Here is a 17,001-nt window from a genome sequence, read left to right as displayed (position 1 = left end):
TCTAATTGGGCCGTTTTCCGAACCATTCCACGCTAAATGGTTTTATTTAAGGAATCAGCGTGAAAAGGTGTAACGGTTTTCGGTGTACAGTTTTCGGTGGTTAAGACCTTCTAATGAACGGAAAAGGCGCGTTACCGAAAACCGTATGCGGTAAACCTGTCTAACCCATTTGTTATGAAAAACAATCGACTCATTATTACCTCCTACCGCCTACCGTTTGCCTTCGAAACCAGCAGTGGCAGCACGACCGTCAAGAATTCCGCCGGCGGCCTGGTGACGGCCATGAAATCCCTGGACTTCAGCGAATCTGCGGAAAAACCGGTTTGGGTGGGTTGTGCCGACTTCTCCCGCCGGACCTGGGAGAAGTACAAGCACCTGGTCAACGACGATTTTGAGTACATCCCGGTTTTTCTGGAGCGTAAAATTCAGCAGGACTTTTACAACGGTTTTTCCAATTCGGTGCTCTGGCCGTTGTTCCATTATTTCACCACGTACGTCGATTACCAGGAACGGGATTTCATTGCCTACCAGAAAGCCAACGAAGCCGTTAGCGAAACCGTGGCGCAACTACTGAAACCGCAGGATATTGTCTGGGTGCATGATTATCATTTCATGGGATTACCCCGGTTGATTCGGGAAAAGCAGCCCGAGGCTACCATCGGTTTTTTTCTCCATATTCCGTTCCCGTCGTACGAGTTGATCCGGACACTACCCCAGAAATGCAAGGAATACCTGCTGACCGGCTTACTCGGGTCGGATTTGATCGGATTTCACACGACGGATTACAACATTCACTTTCTGCAATCGGTCCAGCTCAACCTGGGGGTGCAGCATAAAATCTGGAAGATCAATTACCAAAACCGGTTGATCCAGTCGGATGCGTTCCCCGTCGGCATCAATTATTCACTGTACCACGACGCTTACGATCAGCCTGATGTCGTGCAGGAACGGGAAGCCCTGCGGAATGCCTATAAGGGCAACAAGATCATTTTTTCCGTCGACCGGCTCGATTATACAAAAGGCGTCATGCAGCGGCTCGATGCCCTGGAAGCTTTTTTCCGGCAATACCCCGAATGGACCGAACGGCTGACGTTTATTCTGGTGGTGGTGCCCTCGCGCGACGAAATTCTGAAATACGGCGAACGGAAAGTCATGATCGAGCAGGCCGTCGGGCGTATCAACGGAAAATACGGTACGCTGATCTGGCGGCCCATCGTTTACCGCTACGGTTCGGTATCGTTTCCGCAACTGGTGGCGCTTTACACGGCTTGCGATGTGGCCCTGATCACGCCCATCCGCGACGGGATGAACCTGGTTGCCAAGGAGTTTGTGGCCACCCGCAAAGACCACCGGGGCGTCTTGATCCTGAGCGAAATGACCGGTGCCGCCAACGAACTCAGCACCGCACTGCACATCAATCCGATGGACGAAAACGAGGTTGCCGAAAAAATGAGGCAGGCCCTCGAAATGGAACCGGAGGAACAGGCCCGGCGCATTGCCATCATGCAACGACGAATCAAGGAATACGATGTAAAAAAATGGGCCACTAGTTTTGTCGAATCACTCCTTAACATGCACACCATCCAGCAAATTGAACCCACTCCCCTGCTGACGACCAACGTAGATTTTTCACTTCGGGACCGCTACGCCCAGGCCCGGTCGCGGCTGTTGCTGCTCGACTACGACGGCACGCTTGTCAATTATAAAAGCAAGCCCGAACAGGCGGCTCCGCCCATCGAGGTGATCAACGTGCTGGGGCGACTGGCCAGCCGCCGGGAAAATTACGTGGTGATTATCAGCGGGCGCGATCAGCAAACGCTCGACGACTGGCTGGGCTTTCTGCCGATCGACATGGTGGCCGAACACGGTTCTTACATCAAACAGCAGGGGCTGTGGCGACGCGACATCCTGGACGATGGCTCCTGGAAACAGATTGTCAACCCCATTCTGGTGGATTTCGTGACGCGCTGCCCCGGTTCGTTCATCGAGGAAAAAAGCCATTCGCTGGCGTGGCATTATCGCAGCGCCGATTCCGAAACCGGTTTTGTCCGTTCCCGCGAGCTAATCAATACGCTGGAAAACCTGCTACCGTACCAGTTGCGGGTGATCGACGGAAACTGTGTTGTTGAAATCAAAAGCACCGAAACCGATAAAGGCAAGGTAGCCAAGCAGTTCTCCCTCGCCCGGCCGTACGACTTTGTGCTGGCCATCGGCGATGATCGTACCGACGAAGATATGTTTTCGGCCCTGACGCTCGAAAATCACTACACGGTTAAAGTCGGCCCCGGCACCACGAACGCAACGTACCGGATCGATAGTGTGGAGGAAGTTCTGGCGCTTCTGAAAGACTTTTCGTCGGAAGCGGCAACCCTCTGAACCGGGGCGGAAATAGATGCGGTTGCGAAACCCTCGCTGTTGCGTATTAATGCGCAACAGCGAGGGTGCTTTCGGTGGCTAGGCACTGACGAAATCTTCAAAAACGCCTTTCCAGACCAGGGCGGCCAGGATGCCGCCGAGAACCGGTGCGACGATGAACAGCCACAACTGCTGCAACGCCAGCCCTCCCGCAAAAATCGCCGGGCCAAAACTACGGGCCGGGTTCACGGAGGTACCGGTAATGGGAATGGCCACGAGGTGAATCAGGACCAGCGTCAGGCCAATGGCTAGCCCCGCCATGGTGCTGTTGCCCCACCGGGCCGTCGTTTTGAAAATCACCAGCAGAAACAGAAACGTTAAGACGGTTTCCGTGATAAAAGCGGAGGTGGTGTTGTAGGCGGCCAGGTAGCCCGGTCCCCAGCCATTGGCACCCAGCGCCCATTCGTTCATCATAAAACCGGGGGCTCCGCTTTCAATGATGTACAAAACACCGGCGGCCAGGGTAGCGCCGATGAATTGGGCTACGATATACTGAACGGCTTCACCGGTTTTTATTTTACCCGCCACCAGCATCGAAATTGTGATGGCCGGGTTGATATGACAGCCCGAAATCGGGCCGATGGCGTAGGCCATGACCACCACCGTCAGGCCAAACGCAAACGAAATACCCAATAAACCAATACCGGCTGGGCCGGTGGCGGAAATGCCGGAAATACCAGCGGCTCCGCATCCAAAAAGGACCAGCGAAAAGGTGCCGATCAGCTCGGCCAGTGATTTTTTCATATGTGGTTTTACGGTTAAAAGAAGGAGGTTTATGTGTTCCTTCTTTTGACCACAAAACCGGCATAAGGTCACAGAAGAAAGAAAGGAGAAAGCGATTTGGAGAACCTCCTGCTTCCCTCTCTTCTCTTTTTATCCTCAATTCAGCTCCTTAATCTTCATATTCTTGAAGTAAATGGGCGCGCCGGCATGTTTGCCCTGAAACCCGACATGGCCTTCGTTGGGCAGACTGGCCCAGGGCTTGTTCAGCCAGTTGGGAATGGCCGAACCGTCTGGGTTGGTTTTACCGGAGGTCCAGAGGCTCATGTCGATCTGGTTCACCAGTTGACCATTCAGCAAGACCGTAATGTGTTTGCCCTGGCAGGTGATCGTATAGCGGTTCCATTCGCCCGCCGACTTAACGGTTTTCGGCAAAATGGCCGGTTTATGCCCAAAAAACGCCCCGCACTGCCACGACGCGGGAGCCTTGGCCCACTGGTCGCTGTAATCATCGGCAATCTGGATTTCGACGGAATTGGGAATGAAATTGGCCGTATCGCTGCAATACACGAACACCCCGCTATTGGTGCCCGGTGCATTCTTGAACTCCAGATCCAGCACAAAATTCCTGTAGGTTTTCTTGGTCCAGATCGGAATATCCTGCGTAGCCGTCAGGACGCCATCTTCCACATACCAGATGCCTTCTGGGAAACCAGCATCGGACAAGTCACTGGCAAACAAAGGCTTCCAGTCGCTACCGGACGTATCGGGGTGTTTCGGAGCGGTTTGGGCAAAGGTCAGCCCGGTTAACAGGCAAAAAGCGAGCAAAAGTACTTTGTTCATTTTTTCAGTGGGTTTCAACATAGATTAGCGACCCGAAATTGCTGGTCTTTTTTGAAAAAGAAAAGTTTTCGCAAACTATCCGGGCCAGCGGAAGTTACTAATAAACCAATCAACGTACGAAAAATATGGATAAGGCACAGAAATTCGAGTTGATGAATAAGATCGTTCGTGAACTGGAAGACCTCCAAAACAGCCAGACGGCCCTGATTACCAAAATCAGTCAGATTGAGGTGGATAACATGAATCTGAACGATTCCTACCTCGAAAAACAGCTGGACGATATGCACGCCAAAATTGCGAACAATGTCGATACCGTGAATGATATTTTCAGCCATTTCGAAGGCACCCGCGATAATTTTGCCAAAGCCAACAACCTCGGAACGGCCGAAACCGAGGAGTAAGCACTGAAGTGGGACAAAGGAGATGAGAGTATAGAAAAGAGACCTGACCCCAGCGCGTAACGCGTCCCATCCCTACGAATGGGTTTGTCTTTCTTCTCTTGTCTTTACGCCCATCTCCCCCTACCGGGCTCCGATGACCTCGCTCACGGCCGACACCCCGGTTTCGTTAAACGCTTCAATGGCAAAATAGTACGGCACGCCCACATTGAGCGCCCTCAGTTCCAACTGATTCGGCTGGTCATCCCAAATCTGGTACGTCTGATAAAGTTTGTCCTTCGCAATCCCCCACAGAATGTTGTAACCCACCGCGCCGGGTACCTTCTGCCACGAAATATCGGCGTTTCGCTGGTCTTTCTGCCGCGTAACGGTCAGCCGGGCGGGCGTCGCCGGGGCTTTTCCCAGTCCATTGCCAAACACCCGAAAACCGTTGATGGCAACATACGGCCCGGCCGTATACACGTGCTCGTACCGCACATACCGTGCCCGCACCGGAGCCGGTAATTCGACGTAGGCACAGGCCCGGTCGCGCTTCGGTTCCTGGGTCAGATCGGCAATTTTGCCCCACTTCTTCCCGTCCTTCGACGCATAGAGCCGGAACTGCGTATAAACCGTCGAATCGCTGTCGAAAATCGTATTTTTATAATCCACATAATTGACCTGAACGGCCCGAACGTCGTGCTCGCGGCCGAGGTCGGTCGTCAGGGTTTCGCCGGTTTTGTTCTGTTTCGGCACCCAGAACGTACGGGGGTTTTCGTCCACCGTCAGTTCAGCCCGCAACGTATCCAGCGTGGAGGAAGCCATCACCGGTTTTTTGTAGTTCAGCAACATCCAGCCCGTAAATAATTCGTTGCTGCTCGTCCATTTCTGCGTCGGCAGCCGGTGCGGAAAATCCCCGAACCGGGTATTGGCGTACAACTGGTCATCTTTATCGAAACCGGCGGGGTGCATCACGATCCGGCGCTCCATACCCCAGACAATGCCCAGCCAGGTCGTACCCGTATTCCAGTAGTTCCCGAAATGGTCCTGAAACGTATTTCCATGACCGGTTCCGGTGGCATAGCCGCCCGGTTTGTAGGCAATCGGGTTGTAAGGCGCGTATTCAAACGGCCCGAGCGGGTCTTTCCCGACGTACGTTCCATTGGCATAGACGTTGTATTCGGTGCCCGGAGCGCCGTACTGGAGGTAATATTTCCCGTTATATTTGGTCATCCAGGCGCCCTCCGTAAACGGTTTGATGGGGTCGGAATGGTTCGGTCCAAAGCGCTCCCAGCCGTGTTGCCAGGGATCGAGCCAGAACATCGGCTGGTAGGCCTTCGACGGATCGGGATTCAGATACGTCAGCCGACGGCGGTGGTCGAGTTCGGCCCCGAAAATCGGATACACGTTCGATGACCCCCAGTACATATACCACCTGTCGGTATCGTCATCGTGAAAAATCGCCGGATCCCAGGGGCCGATGTCCTTGGGCAGCCGGGGCAGCCAGCGGTTGTAGAACTTCAGCTTGCCTTTTTCGGGTTCGGTCGAATAAAAAATGGGCCGTTGTTCAAAGGTAGACTGGAACAGAAACAGCGTGTCCCGAACCGACAAAGCCGCCGGGGCGCACATATCCTCCATCGGCCATTTATCAGGTACAACATACTGCCAATCCACCAGATTTTTCGATTTCCACCAGCCCCCCGAAATGGTCACGAACAGAAAATAGTCACCCGGTTTTCCACCTACTTTGTGGTTGACAATCACCGGGTCGGCGCCGGATCGGTACGAAATCCGTTCGTTCAACTGCTCGAAGTTATACCGGTAACTGATGTCCATCGGATTGCAATACGTCTTTTGCTGCGCAAGGCTGGGCAGGACGGCGGCTAGCAGAAAACAAAAGGAAAGAAAGCGCTTCAGCATGAACGTATGCATGGTAAGGTTATTTTTCGGCCCGGGCGATTAGCACCGCTGATGGTACGGCCAACCGCCCGGTTGTTCGTACCAAAACGATCCCATAACGTATAACGTGACAAAACCGGTCCTGATTTTTTATCCGTACCCAGAGCGTTGGGGAATGGCCCACATTAACAGACACCTATTTATTGGATTTACCTGGCAAAAAACGAAACATTACCAATATACCCCCGGTTTTAACAGACAAAGCAGCATTTCCTGTTGTCAAAATATTTAACGAATTTTACAGTAGTTTATAAAAATACCCATCCTTCTTTTCGTAAATCTATTCTTCTGGCATCGCCATTGGCAAGGATTACATCCGCTGAACAAGCGATACGTTTGTGGTGATAGGCAGAATTGGTTGCGGTTATGTACGAATTGGCTACAATTTCTTTAACTAATGAGCAGGGGCTCATGGTGGCGCACCAACGCAGCATGAAGCTCGGTGATCTGGCGGGCCTTTCGCTGGCGGCTCAGGCAACCTTTGCCACGGCGGTTTCGGAAGTTGCGCGCAATGCCCTCCAGCACGGGGCGGAGGTCTGCCTGACGCTAGGGATTAGCTGCACCGACGGGCCGGAACAGTTCATCATTGCCCGGATCCGGAATCTACGAAAACAGCTGCTCGAACATAAAAAAGCGATTAGTACGTCCATCGGTCAATTGGTCGATGACTTCCGGATTTCAGAATCCGGTAAAGAGGCCGAAGTCCGGCTGGCGGTTCGTTTCCCGGTGAGCCAATCCCTGAGCGAAACTCACCTCGCAAACTGGAAAACCCAGTTTGCCGCCGAAGTCACCCCGTCACCCTACGAAGAAATCAGAGTCAAACATCGTCAGCTTCAGGAACTGGCCAACCAACTCCGCCTGCAGGAGCGACAGTATCGATCGCTGGCCGGTTCGCTGCCGCTCATGATTTTTACGGCCAGCCCCGAGGGTCAGCTCCAGTACGTCAACGAGCGGGTCATCAATTATACCGGGCTGTCGATGGCGATGCTCAACGAAACCCGCTGGCATACCGTCATTCACACGGCCGACTGGGATGCCTGCCGCGAACACTGGCAAGAACACAGGCTCACGGGAAAGGTTTTCCGGCACCAGGTCCGCCTTCGCAATGCCGAAACCGGGGCCTATGTCTGGCACCTGATTACCACCACGCCGATCCGCAACGATCAAAACGCGATCTTGTGCTGGAGCGGTTTTTTGGTGGACATTCAGGCGCAACAGACCGCCGACCAGGTGCTGACAGACCACCGGGAACTGACAGAAACCAAACAGCAACTCGAGCAGTACCAGCACGAACTGAAAATGAACATCGGTGAGTTAAACCGGAGCAATCAGGAACTGGCCGAGTTTGCGTACATGGCATCTCACGATTTGCAGGAACCTTTGCGCAAAATTCAATCGTTCGGCACCCTGTTGATGGAGCAGTTTGCGGCCGATCTGCACCCGAAGGCGCAGGACATGATCCACCGAATGCAGGGGGCCGCCGAACGCATGCACACCCTCATCAAGGACCTGCTTTCCTATTCCCGGCTCAATACGCACCATCACCCGTTCCGGCCGGTTCAGCTGACGACGCTGGTCGGCGAGGTCCTGAACGACATGGACGGTATGGTCCGGGACCGGCACGCGCACATTCAGCTGCATTCGCTGCCCACCATCAGGGGAAACGCGCAGCAGCTCCGGCAGCTGTTCCAGAACCTCCTGTCCAACGCCCTGAAGTTTACCCATCCGGATCAGGCCCCCCGGGTGGAAATCAGTGCGCAGGAAGTAACCATTTTTGACATCCCGGTACCCATGCGCAACCGGCACCCGTCCTATCTGGCCATCAGTGTGCAAGACAACGGCATCGGTTTCGACGAGCGGTACCACGACCGGATTTTCCAGCTTTTCCAGCGTCTTCACGGGCGGGATCAGTACAGCGGCACCGGCATTGGTCTGACGATTTGCAAGAAAGTAGCCGAAATGCACGGCGGAACCATTGCCGCCCGCAGCCATCCCGGCCAGGGAGCCACGTTTACGGTCTATTTGCCAATCAGTGTGATGGTCTAAGCAAAAAACCGCTCATCGCCCCGTCAGACAATCCGTTACCCGGTAAATTTTCCCGTCGGCTTTCGTATAAATGTAGAATTCCTGATTTAGGCCAACGCCGAAGCGCAAATCCGTTTTCTTGCTTTTGCTCAGTTCCTGGAACGTAGCGGTTTTGCCGGCCACCTCAATTTTCAATTCCTGAATCGGGGTCTGCTTGCCCAACTGCAACTGATCATTTTCGACGAAGAAAACCCGGCCGTTCACAATATCCCCGAAGATGTACTTCCCGGCCAGCGCCGGAATGGGTCCGGTATAGACGAATCCGGCCGAGAAGGCATTCCCTTCGTCGTGGTCGAACTGCACCACCGGATACGTGTATTGATACGTGGCATCGTTGGCGGGTAAGGCATAGACCCGGTCCATCCGGCCCCGGTGGTTCAGCACAAACGTTCCTTCGCGCTCCGGCCAGCCATAGTCGGCACCGGCGATGCCGATGTTCAGTTCTTCCGACTGCGCCTGGCCAATGTCCGAAATCAGCATTTTCCCGTCCGGCGACCAGCTGATCCGGTTGGGATTCCGGAAACCCTGGCAAAAGATCTCGCCCAGCGCCGTCTTGTCGTTCACGAACGGATTATGGGCCGGAATTCCGTATTTCCCGTTTTTGCTGTTCGTGCCGCGCGGGTCGATGCGCAGCACCTTGCCCCAAGGGCGGTTTCGGTCCTTGCAGATAAAATAATACCCGTTTTCGGTAGCTCCGCCATCGCCGATGCCGATGTACAACATGCCATAGTCCGCGCTGCCGCGTTTGGCCAGCGGGTTAAACGTAATTTCCTGCACCCCGTGAATCGGAGTTACCATATTGATCCGCAACATTTCCCGGCCCGTGCCCGAAAAGGTGATTGCCTTCGGATCGTTCACCTTCCATTCAGTCAGGACCCATTGCAGGGTGACCTTGATCGAATCGGCGTACGGGAAATCAGCGGGAGCCGTGTTGGCTTTTTCGGTATGAGTCGTATAGAGCAAGCCGTTCGTCTCGAAATCCGGGTGGAATGCGTAACTGCCAAAACCGGTCGCTAAACCGGGGGTATGAATGAAATTCGGGCGTTCCTTCGCCATGTCCATGTACGGCCGCAACGAATTTCCTTCCATTTCGTAAAGAATGCCGCGCAGATCTTCCAGAAACACCCGGTTTTTCAGCCCGGGCACCACCTCCATTTTATTGATCCGGGCCAACGGATTCTTATCGGCCGTGGCAGGCGCCGTCGTGACTTCTTCGAGCCGGAGTTGCAAACCGGATTGCTGGATTTTGATCGAAATCGGGTCCACCAGATGAGCACCCAGCTTTTCGCTGCCCGCGTCCTGCGTAGTCACTTTTCGCTTCGAATGAATGAACGCCATCAATGCTTCGATATCGCCGTTACTCAGGTGCGCAAAGCTCGGCATTTCCTGTTTGTACTCCTCAAAAAGGGCATACGCCCGGGCGTCGCCACTTTTGATCACCTCCGGCGCATTGCGGATAAATGCTTTCACCCAGGCTTGCGGCACTTCCACCGTTACGCTGGCCAGATTGGGACCAATACTTTTTTGATTAAAATTATGGCAGGCCGTACAATTCTGCTGGAACAACTGCTGTCCTTTGGTTAACACCGCCTTATCGGTTGAATACCCAGTGGCCGGTTTTGACGCCGTTGGTTTTTTGGACGGCGTTTGCGCCTGCCCAGAAACGCTCAGCAGACCGATCAGTACGAAGCTCCAGAAGTTAAGTTGATCTCGAAAGGATAAAAAGCTGAGGGAGAAGGGTTTTCGGGAACGCGTACAGAATCTCATGCCGTTGTCTTATTGTCAAAAGAGGACTGAAAATTAGGGCAATTTCCGCTAAAATCAAATGAAAAGAAACCCGAATCGCCCGCAGCCGCCTTCACCGGTTTTCATCCAGTACAGTTTCGGCAATATCCGCCACGGTCTGAAAGAGCATGATGCCGGTCTGGGCCTGCAGGATATCGCTACGGGTATAGCCCCACAGCACCCCGCCAAACGCCAGCCCTTCGGCCCGGGCGGCTTCCAGATCCCGGATTTCGTCGCCTACGCAAAGGATTTCACTCGCCCGAAAACCGCTTTTCCGAACTACTTTCCGGAACTTTCGCTGCTTGCCAAACACCGACGTCCCGCATTCGTACTGCGCCATGAGCGAAGCGTGTTCCGGGCCGAGGACCCGCCGAATGTTTTCCTCCGAATTGGAACTGACAATGGCCAGTTGAACACCTTTTTCCGCCAACTGACGCAATAAGGCCGGGACACCGTCAAACAACCGGATTTCGTCAATGGCGCTGGCCATCATCCGGATGAACGCTGCGGCCACGAACGGAATTTTCCAGGCCGGCATCCCCACGTGTTTCATCATCTGCCGAACATCGAGCCCCCGCAACTGATCCACCTCCGACGCGTCGATCGGTTTAAAATGATAGGCAGCCGCCAGCGTGTTCAGCGAGCGCAGGAAGAACGGAAACGAATCGGCCAGCGTACCGTCAAAATCGAAAATGACCAGTTTATACCTCATGGATATGTCTTTCTACGCATCCAGCCAGTCTTTGAACAACGGCACCTTGTCTTTGCTGATAAATACCTCGGTCCGGGGATCGGGCTGTAATTCGAGTTTCAGCTTGCTGTTCGAATACGTATGAATGTTTTTGATAGCAGGCAGCGACAACAGAAACTGGCGGTTGGCCCGAAAAAAATCGTCCGGGTTCAGCAGCGGACTCAGTTTGTCAAGACTGTAGTCGATGGGCAGCCGCTGGTTGTCTTTGGTGACCAGGAACGTAATTTTCTCTTCGCTGTAAAAATAGGCTACATCGGCGGTTTCGATGGTCCGCAACCGGCTGCCCACCGAAATCAGAAAGCGGGTTTTGTACTCGGTTTTGGGCAGGCCGATCGCTTGCCGGAGCGTTTCCAGATCGGTCTGCGAAAACTGCCGTTTCATCGCGTGGTATTTCTGCAGAGCCGCCGACAGACTATCGTAGCTGACGGGTTTCAGCAGGTAATCGATGCTGTTGACCCGAAACGCCTTGATCATGTATTCGTCGAACGCCGTTGTAAAAATAACCGGGACCGGCAGATGCACCTGCTCGAAAATCCGGAAACAGAGGTCATCCTCCAGGTGAATATCCATGAAAATCAGGTCGGGCTGCGGGTGCGTTTGCAACCACTGAACCGCTTCTTTGACGGAAGGCAGCATGCTCATCACCCGAATGCTGGCGTCGTACTGCTGGAGCAAGCTCTCCATCCGCTCGGCCGTCAGTTCTTCATCTTCAATAATCAGTACGTTCATGCTAAATCAGAATTATAAAGCGGTAATTCAACGACGAACGTGGCCCCCGGCCGGGCGCGGTCCGTGGCCGGATGGTGTTCGTACCAGATATCACCCTGTTGTAACTGCACCAGTTTTTTGGCAATGGCCAACCCTAACCCGTTGGAGCTTTCGCCTGCGGTTGGTTTGGTCGAAAGCCGGGTAAACTTCCGGAAAAGCCGCTCGACCTCGTTCAGCGGAACGCCCTCGCCTTCGTCCTGCACCCGGATCTGCGCCGTCTCGCCGGACGCATCCAGCGTGATGAACACCGTACCGCCTGGCGGAGAGTATTTGATGGCATTCGACAGCAGGTTATCCAGCACCTGAACCGTTGCGCCGGTATCGGCCAGCACCCGGACCGGCCCGGCGGGCCAATCGGCTTGAACCGTCACCCGTTTTTGTTTCAATGGCTCCGAATAGGTCTGCAACAGCCGGTTTAGCTGCGTCTGTAAATCGACCGGTTCGGGATGAAGAAACAACCGGCCCGATTCGATAGCGTGAATACTCAGAAAGTTGTTGATCAACCCCAGCATTTTGTCGGCGCATTGCAGCACCCGTTGCGCGCGTTCGGCGGTGTCTGTGGGGTCATCGATCAAGGCCCGGGCTTCGTGCTGAAGGTTGTAAAGTGGATTTTTGAGATCGTGCGAGACGATTTGCAACAGTTCATTTTTCTCCTCGTTCAGTTTCTTCAGTTCCCGGTTTTTCAGCCGGATTTCGAGGCTACTCCGCTCAATCTCCAACGCATCGGCTTCCGCTTTTTCCTTGGCCAGCCGAAGTGCTTCTTCAAACTCCTTCCGTTCGGTAATGTCGCGCACATTGGCTAAAACGCCCCCAATGGCCTCATTTTCAATCTGGTTGGATGCGAAGGTTTCTACGTACCGGGCCGGGCCGCTAGGGTTGTCAATCCGATACTGCGTCAATACTTCCGGGACCTCACCCGACACCAGCCGGGTAAACTCCTCCACCACCCGCTGCCGGTCGTCGGCATGAATCCACCACAGCAATTCCTGCTTTTGATTAAGGTTTTCCGGATGCCCCAAAAAATCCGGTATTTTATTGGCAAACAACAGCTTACCGGTTGGATCAAAAATCTGAATCTGGTCCTGAATGGCTTCCATAATCGCCCGAAACCGGATGGCATCGCGCTCGATCCGGGCTTCGAGGGCTTTGCGTTCGGAAACATCCCGAAAATTCAGAATAATGCCCCGGACCAGCGGATTATCCAACTGATTGGAAGCCGTCGCTTCGATCCAGCGCCACGAACCGTCTTTGTGCAAAAACCGCCAGGTGAAGGAGATGGGCGTGGTACTCCGGCTCCGAACCAGCCCAAAGAAGATATCCCGAACCCGGTCGCGGTCGTCGGGATGATGCCGCAGATACTGGCTACAGCCAAGTAGCTCTTCGGGTTGATACCCCAGGACCCGCGTCACCGACGGGCTGACGTAGCGTTCAATGCCGTTTTCGTCGGAAATAATAATGACGTCCGAACTATATTCGATCAGTGCCTGAAAAACCGCCAGCTGATTTTGTAACGCATTGGCTAAGGGCGGCTCCGCATCGGGCGGAAGCTGAGACATGTTAAAAAGTTGGTTTTAGGAATGGGATACGTACCCTAAACTGCCCCTCTTTCTGCTCCACAACCACCGGCAAACCCGTCAGCCGGGCATACCGCTGCTGAATAGTCGCTAACCCTCCGCGCGCCGGTGAACCAATCTGCACATTGTCCGGCTGGGCGCGCGGCTGTAGTGTACTCGAAACCAACAGGCAGTCAGGCGATTCCAGCGAAATCCGGATTTCCAGGGGCTCTGCGGCCGACATTCGGTTGTGCCGGATCGCGTTATCGATCAGTAACTGGAGCGTAAAAGGCAGCAAGGTTACTTCCGGCAAAGATACCATTTCGGGGAATAGAATCCGGAATTTTCGCGCAAACCGCACCTCCAGCAGGAACGCAAACGAACGGGCAAATTCCAGCTCGGTAGACAGGGCGATCTGCTCATCCTCCTTATACTCCAGCAAATAGCGATACACTTTGGCCAGGTGATCGATGAATCGTTCGGCCAAATCCGCATCTTTCCGCACCAGCGAAGACAGCACACTCAGGCTGTTGAACAAAAAATGCGGACTGATCTGATCTTTCAGGGCCGTAAACTGCGCCTGAAAGTGCTGATTCGACAACGGATTTTCTTTTTCTTCAAACATGGCATGACGAACAAAACCAACCTCCCCAACCGACTTTGTCGGAACACTCCTGCAAACTAACTATTTCTCATGACATGCCTTGTCGTAACTTGACCGGGCCGCTAATCCGGCGGAAGAACCGGAAAAACCGGCGATGAACCGGAAACGTCCCGGACGGTTTTAGACTCCGAACTGTCGTAAATGGTGGTCCATGTGCATCCAGGCCGCAACGCCCCACTGCCGTGTATCCAGGTTCCCGAACGCCGGATGCGTCAGCACGAAGGGCTTTTTGTGATGGGCAAAACTGGAGACCGTCCGGATAAACAGCCGGAGTTGCGCGTCGAACTGATCGGGCGAAATCCGCCCCTTCGTATCATTCCGGGCCGCGCCTTTCCTATTTTTGGGAAACTTCGGCACAATATAGAAACTCAGAAACCGCAGCAATTCCTGTTTGAGCGTAGACGGTTTGTGTTCCATATCGCCGTCCAGAATCTGGCGGTTGGCCAGGTTACAATGGTACAGCATTTCGGTGGCATTCATAGTACCCCATCGGGCAGGAGCCGTAGCCTGGAGCCGTTGCGCCCGGGCAATGATTTCGTCAACCGCCGGTGCATCGAACAGATTTTTTCGCATGACAAATGATGGATTAAGCGTGAACATCAGAATTCGATCCGGTAGTTGAAATTCGGAAAAAAGCCCAGTTGGTATTGCGTCCGGATTCGTTGCGCACGGCTGTCGTAGACCTGCTGAAACACATTTTTCGTGTTGAAGATATTTTGCAGATCCACGAACCATTCCTGGGTGGCCCGACGACCGTTGTGCCGGAAGGTCAGTTTCAGGTCTGTGCGGAAGTAATCTTTGTACCGCGCGGCAAAGGCCCGGTTTTGGTCATCAACGCGGTCGCCCGCTTCGATGGATTTGGCCAGGTCAATTGGCGTATAGCGTCGGCCACCGGCTACCGTCGTTCGCATATCGAGCGAGAGGGCATTCTTTTCATTCAGCCGGAATTCCCGGCCGGCCAGCACATTGGCAACATACTTTCCGTTGAAGGCCGTATTCCGCCAGATGGCGTCGCTGCCCTGGTATTTCGATTCGTACAACGAAACCGTCGTCAGGAAGTAATATCCGTTCTGGAAAGCGCGTTCGGCCGTCAGTTCCAGCCCATAATTGCGGCCTTTTCCTGCATTGATCAGATTGCCGGCCCCCGGAGTGGCAAACGTGGCGCCGAAATTCAGAGCCGAATACGACGACCTAACCTTTTCCACCGGCACATCGAACAGGTACTGGTAATACGCTTCCGCTTTCAGCCGGACGTTTTCGCCCAGCGTGCGCTCGTAACCGATAACGCCCTGAAAACTGCGCGTCAGGTCCAGATCCCGGTTGCTTTCAACCAGTTGGCCGTCGGCCAGTCGGGTTTGGTAGAAGTATAACTGATAGGGCTGTAACTGGCTGTGCAGACCCGCCCCAAACGACACCACCTGCCGGGCAGCCAGCTCATACCGCAGGGATAACCGGGGTTCAACGGCATAGCGGTTATTCAGCGCGAAAAAGGTTCCGTTCAAACCGGTATTAACGGTCAGGCGGTTACTGGGTTTGTATTGCCACTGGACATACCCCTGAAACAGCGAGGAGTTTCCGTTAAAATCATGCCGGGTCCGAAACGCTTTCCGTTCGACAAACAGGCTGTCGATGTACTGGAAGAACAACCTATGGGCATACAGGCCAGCCGCCAGGGTGTGCCGCGCGTTGAACTTCTGGTTGTACTGAACAATGGCCGAAACCCGCTGCTGGCGCGAATTATCACGAAAAAACGGATACACCTGCCGGTCTTGATTAAGCGAATCCTCCCGAATCTGAAACGCTGCGTACGAAGCGGCCAGCGTAGCTTTCAGATACGTACGATCCGTTAGATAATGGGTGTACGAAGCGCCCGCAACCGCCATCTTTCCTTGGTTATAGGTATTGGCGTAGGCATCGTTGTAGGCGTTATTGGTATCACTTGCTTCCGGCACAAAATTGATTTCGTTCTGGCCCCCTATCCCGAAGATCGTAACCCGGTTGCCGGGCCGCCCCGTGGGCAGATCGATCTTAAACGACAGATCCTGGTATTTCGGAACCGCCGATCCGGTGCCAACATTAAGATTGAGCGCCTTAACAGCCGCCAGCACCGAATACCGGTAATGCACCAGGTAGGTCGCTTTTTTCCCCGGGACGAACGGCCCTTCCGCGCCAATCTCGAACCCGTTGAATCCGACCTGCCCGGTGTACTCACGTTTGCTGCGGTTTCCGGTACGTAATTGCAGGTCGAACACCCCACCCACGGCATTTCCGTAGGTGGCCGGAAACGCTCCGGTGAAGAAGTCGGATTTCGCCAACAGGTTGTTATTCAGCATCGAAACCGGACCGCCCGTGGCTCCCAGCGCCCCGTAGTGATTGGGGTTAAAAATATCGACACCCTCCAGTCGCCAGAGCAGGCCCGTCGGCGAATTGCCGCGGACCACAATGTCGTTCCGGGAATCGTTATTGCTCTGGACGCCCGCAAAATTAGCGGCCATCCGGGCCGGATCGTTGCGGCTTCCGGCAAAACGGCGGGTTTGCTCGATGTCGAATGTCCGGGCGCTCAATGTCCCGAATTCATTGTTCAGCTGATCGTCATGGCGGGCTTTCACCACCACCTCCTGCCCCATCACGGCGTCTTCCTGCAACGAAACCGTCAGCATGACTTCTTTCCCCGTCGTGACGAGAATGTTCGGCACCGTCTGGTCCCGATAGCCAATATACGTAACGAGCAGGGTTTGGCGCCCCACGGGCACCCGGTTTATTTCAAACAGGCCTTCCGCATCCGAAATGGCCCCCTGAAGCGGGTTTGAACCGACCAGCACCACGGTAGCGCCCGGCAAGCCCTGGCCCGATTGAACATCGGTAACGATTCCTTTAATGGTTTGCGTCAGGGATTGCCCCAGCGCGCTGACGACCAGCAGCAGCAGCAGACCAATGGATAAAAGCTTTTTCATGAGGATTTGTTGTTTCTGTTTCTTTCACTATCGCACCAAAGCTAGCGTTGACGGCCACGGAGCGAAAAAAAAAGACGACGAAACCGCCGGATTCGGCGAAGAAACCGCCCAAACCGTTCCTCACTCA

At 54.1% G+C, this 17,001-nt stretch carries 13 protein-coding genes; 3 read left to right on the top strand and 10 right to left on the bottom strand.

The window, feature by feature from the left end:
* Nucleotides 1–174: 174 nt before the first annotated feature.
* Complete coding sequence (locus ACFPMF_RS12905; protein WP_379845408.1) at nt 175–2,376, top strand: bifunctional alpha,alpha-trehalose-phosphate synthase (UDP-forming)/trehalose-phosphatase; 2,202 nt, start codon at nt 175–177, stop codon at nt 2,374–2,376.
* A gap of 78 nt (nt 2,377–2,454) precedes the next feature.
* Here ACFPMF_RS12905 and ACFPMF_RS12900 read toward each other — a convergent pair whose 3' ends face one another.
* Together ACFPMF_RS12900 and ACFPMF_RS12895 are read right to left on the bottom strand one after the other, a co-directional pair.
* A complete protein-coding gene (locus ACFPMF_RS12900) occupies nt 2,455–3,159 on the bottom strand; it encodes an MIP family channel protein (RefSeq protein WP_379845406.1) in 705 nt (234 codons plus the stop codon).
* Nucleotides 3,160–3,294: 135 nt separating this feature from the next.
* Nucleotides 3,295–3,978, bottom strand: a complete 684-nt coding sequence (locus ACFPMF_RS12895) for a 3-keto-disaccharide hydrolase (protein ID WP_379845404.1) — start codon at nt 3,976–3,978, stop codon at nt 3,295–3,297.
* 125 nt (nt 3,979–4,103) lie between these two features.
* Here ACFPMF_RS12895 and ACFPMF_RS12890 point away from each other — a divergent pair, with 125 nt between their 5' ends.
* On the top strand, nt 4,104–4,379 hold the full coding sequence (locus ACFPMF_RS12890) for a hypothetical protein (RefSeq protein ID WP_379845402.1): 276 nt from the start codon (nt 4,104–4,106) through the stop codon (nt 4,377–4,379).
* 120 nt (nt 4,380–4,499) lie between these two features.
* Here the strand turns inward: ACFPMF_RS12890 and ACFPMF_RS12885 are convergent, their stop codons facing one another.
* Entirely contained in the window at nt 4,500–6,275 is a 1,776-nt protein-coding gene (locus tag ACFPMF_RS12885; RefSeq protein ID WP_379845400.1) for a family 43 glycosylhydrolase, read from the bottom strand.
* A gap of 450 nt (nt 6,276–6,725) precedes the next feature.
* Here ACFPMF_RS12885 and ACFPMF_RS12880 point away from each other — a divergent pair, with 450 nt between their 5' ends.
* Nucleotides 6,726–8,360, top strand: a complete 1,635-nt coding sequence (locus ACFPMF_RS12880; protein ID WP_379845398.1) for a sensor histidine kinase — start codon at nt 6,726–6,728, stop codon at nt 8,358–8,360.
* 12 nt (nt 8,361–8,372) lie between these two features.
* On the opposite strand, the gene ACFPMF_RS12875 is transcribed toward ACFPMF_RS12880, so the two are convergent.
* The 7 genes from ACFPMF_RS12875 to ACFPMF_RS12845 form a co-directional block, all read right to left on the bottom strand.
* Complete coding sequence (locus ACFPMF_RS12875; protein WP_379845396.1) at nt 8,373–10,166, bottom strand: PQQ-dependent sugar dehydrogenase; 1,794 nt, start codon at nt 10,164–10,166, stop codon at nt 8,373–8,375.
* Nucleotides 10,167–10,257: 91 nt separating this feature from the next.
* The gene (locus ACFPMF_RS12870) at nt 10,258–10,896 is read right to left on the bottom strand and encodes an HAD hydrolase-like protein (RefSeq protein WP_379845394.1); all 639 of its coding nucleotides are present in this window, start codon (nt 10,894–10,896) and stop codon (nt 10,258–10,260) included.
* Nucleotides 10,897–10,908: 12 nt separating this feature from the next.
* The gene (locus ACFPMF_RS12865) at nt 10,909–11,664 is read right to left on the bottom strand and encodes a LytR/AlgR family response regulator transcription factor (protein ID WP_379845392.1); all 756 of its coding nucleotides are present in this window, start codon (nt 11,662–11,664) and stop codon (nt 10,909–10,911) included.
* Nucleotides 11,661–13,259, bottom strand: a complete 1,599-nt coding sequence (locus tag ACFPMF_RS12860; RefSeq protein WP_379845390.1) for a sensor histidine kinase — start codon at nt 13,257–13,259, stop codon at nt 11,661–11,663. The genes ACFPMF_RS12865 and ACFPMF_RS12860 overlap by 4 nt, the downstream gene beginning before the upstream one ends.
* A 1-nt stretch (nt 13,260) precedes the next feature.
* Entirely contained in the window at nt 13,261–13,881 is a 621-nt protein-coding gene (locus tag ACFPMF_RS12855) for a sensor histidine kinase (protein ID WP_379845388.1), read from the bottom strand.
* Nucleotides 13,882–14,040: 159 nt separating this feature from the next.
* Nucleotides 14,041–14,493 carry a DUF1569 domain-containing protein gene (locus ACFPMF_RS12850; protein WP_379845386.1) on the bottom strand — a complete coding sequence of 151 codons (453 nt, stop codon included), beginning with the start codon at nt 14,491–14,493 and terminating at the stop codon, nt 14,041–14,043.
* 26 nt (nt 14,494–14,519) lie between these two features.
* Nucleotides 14,520–16,874, bottom strand: a complete 2,355-nt coding sequence (locus tag ACFPMF_RS12845) for a TonB-dependent receptor (protein WP_379845384.1) — start codon at nt 16,872–16,874, stop codon at nt 14,520–14,522.
* Between the last annotated feature and the right edge of the window lie 127 nt (nt 16,875–17,001).

The sequence above is a fragment of the Larkinella bovis genome, from assembly GCF_042655385.1.
Lineage (GTDB): Bacteria > Bacteroidota > Bacteroidia > Cytophagales > Spirosomataceae > Larkinella > Larkinella bovis.
Note: the sequence above shows the minus strand (reverse complement) of the source record. Positions and strands in the feature narration are given on the sequence as shown.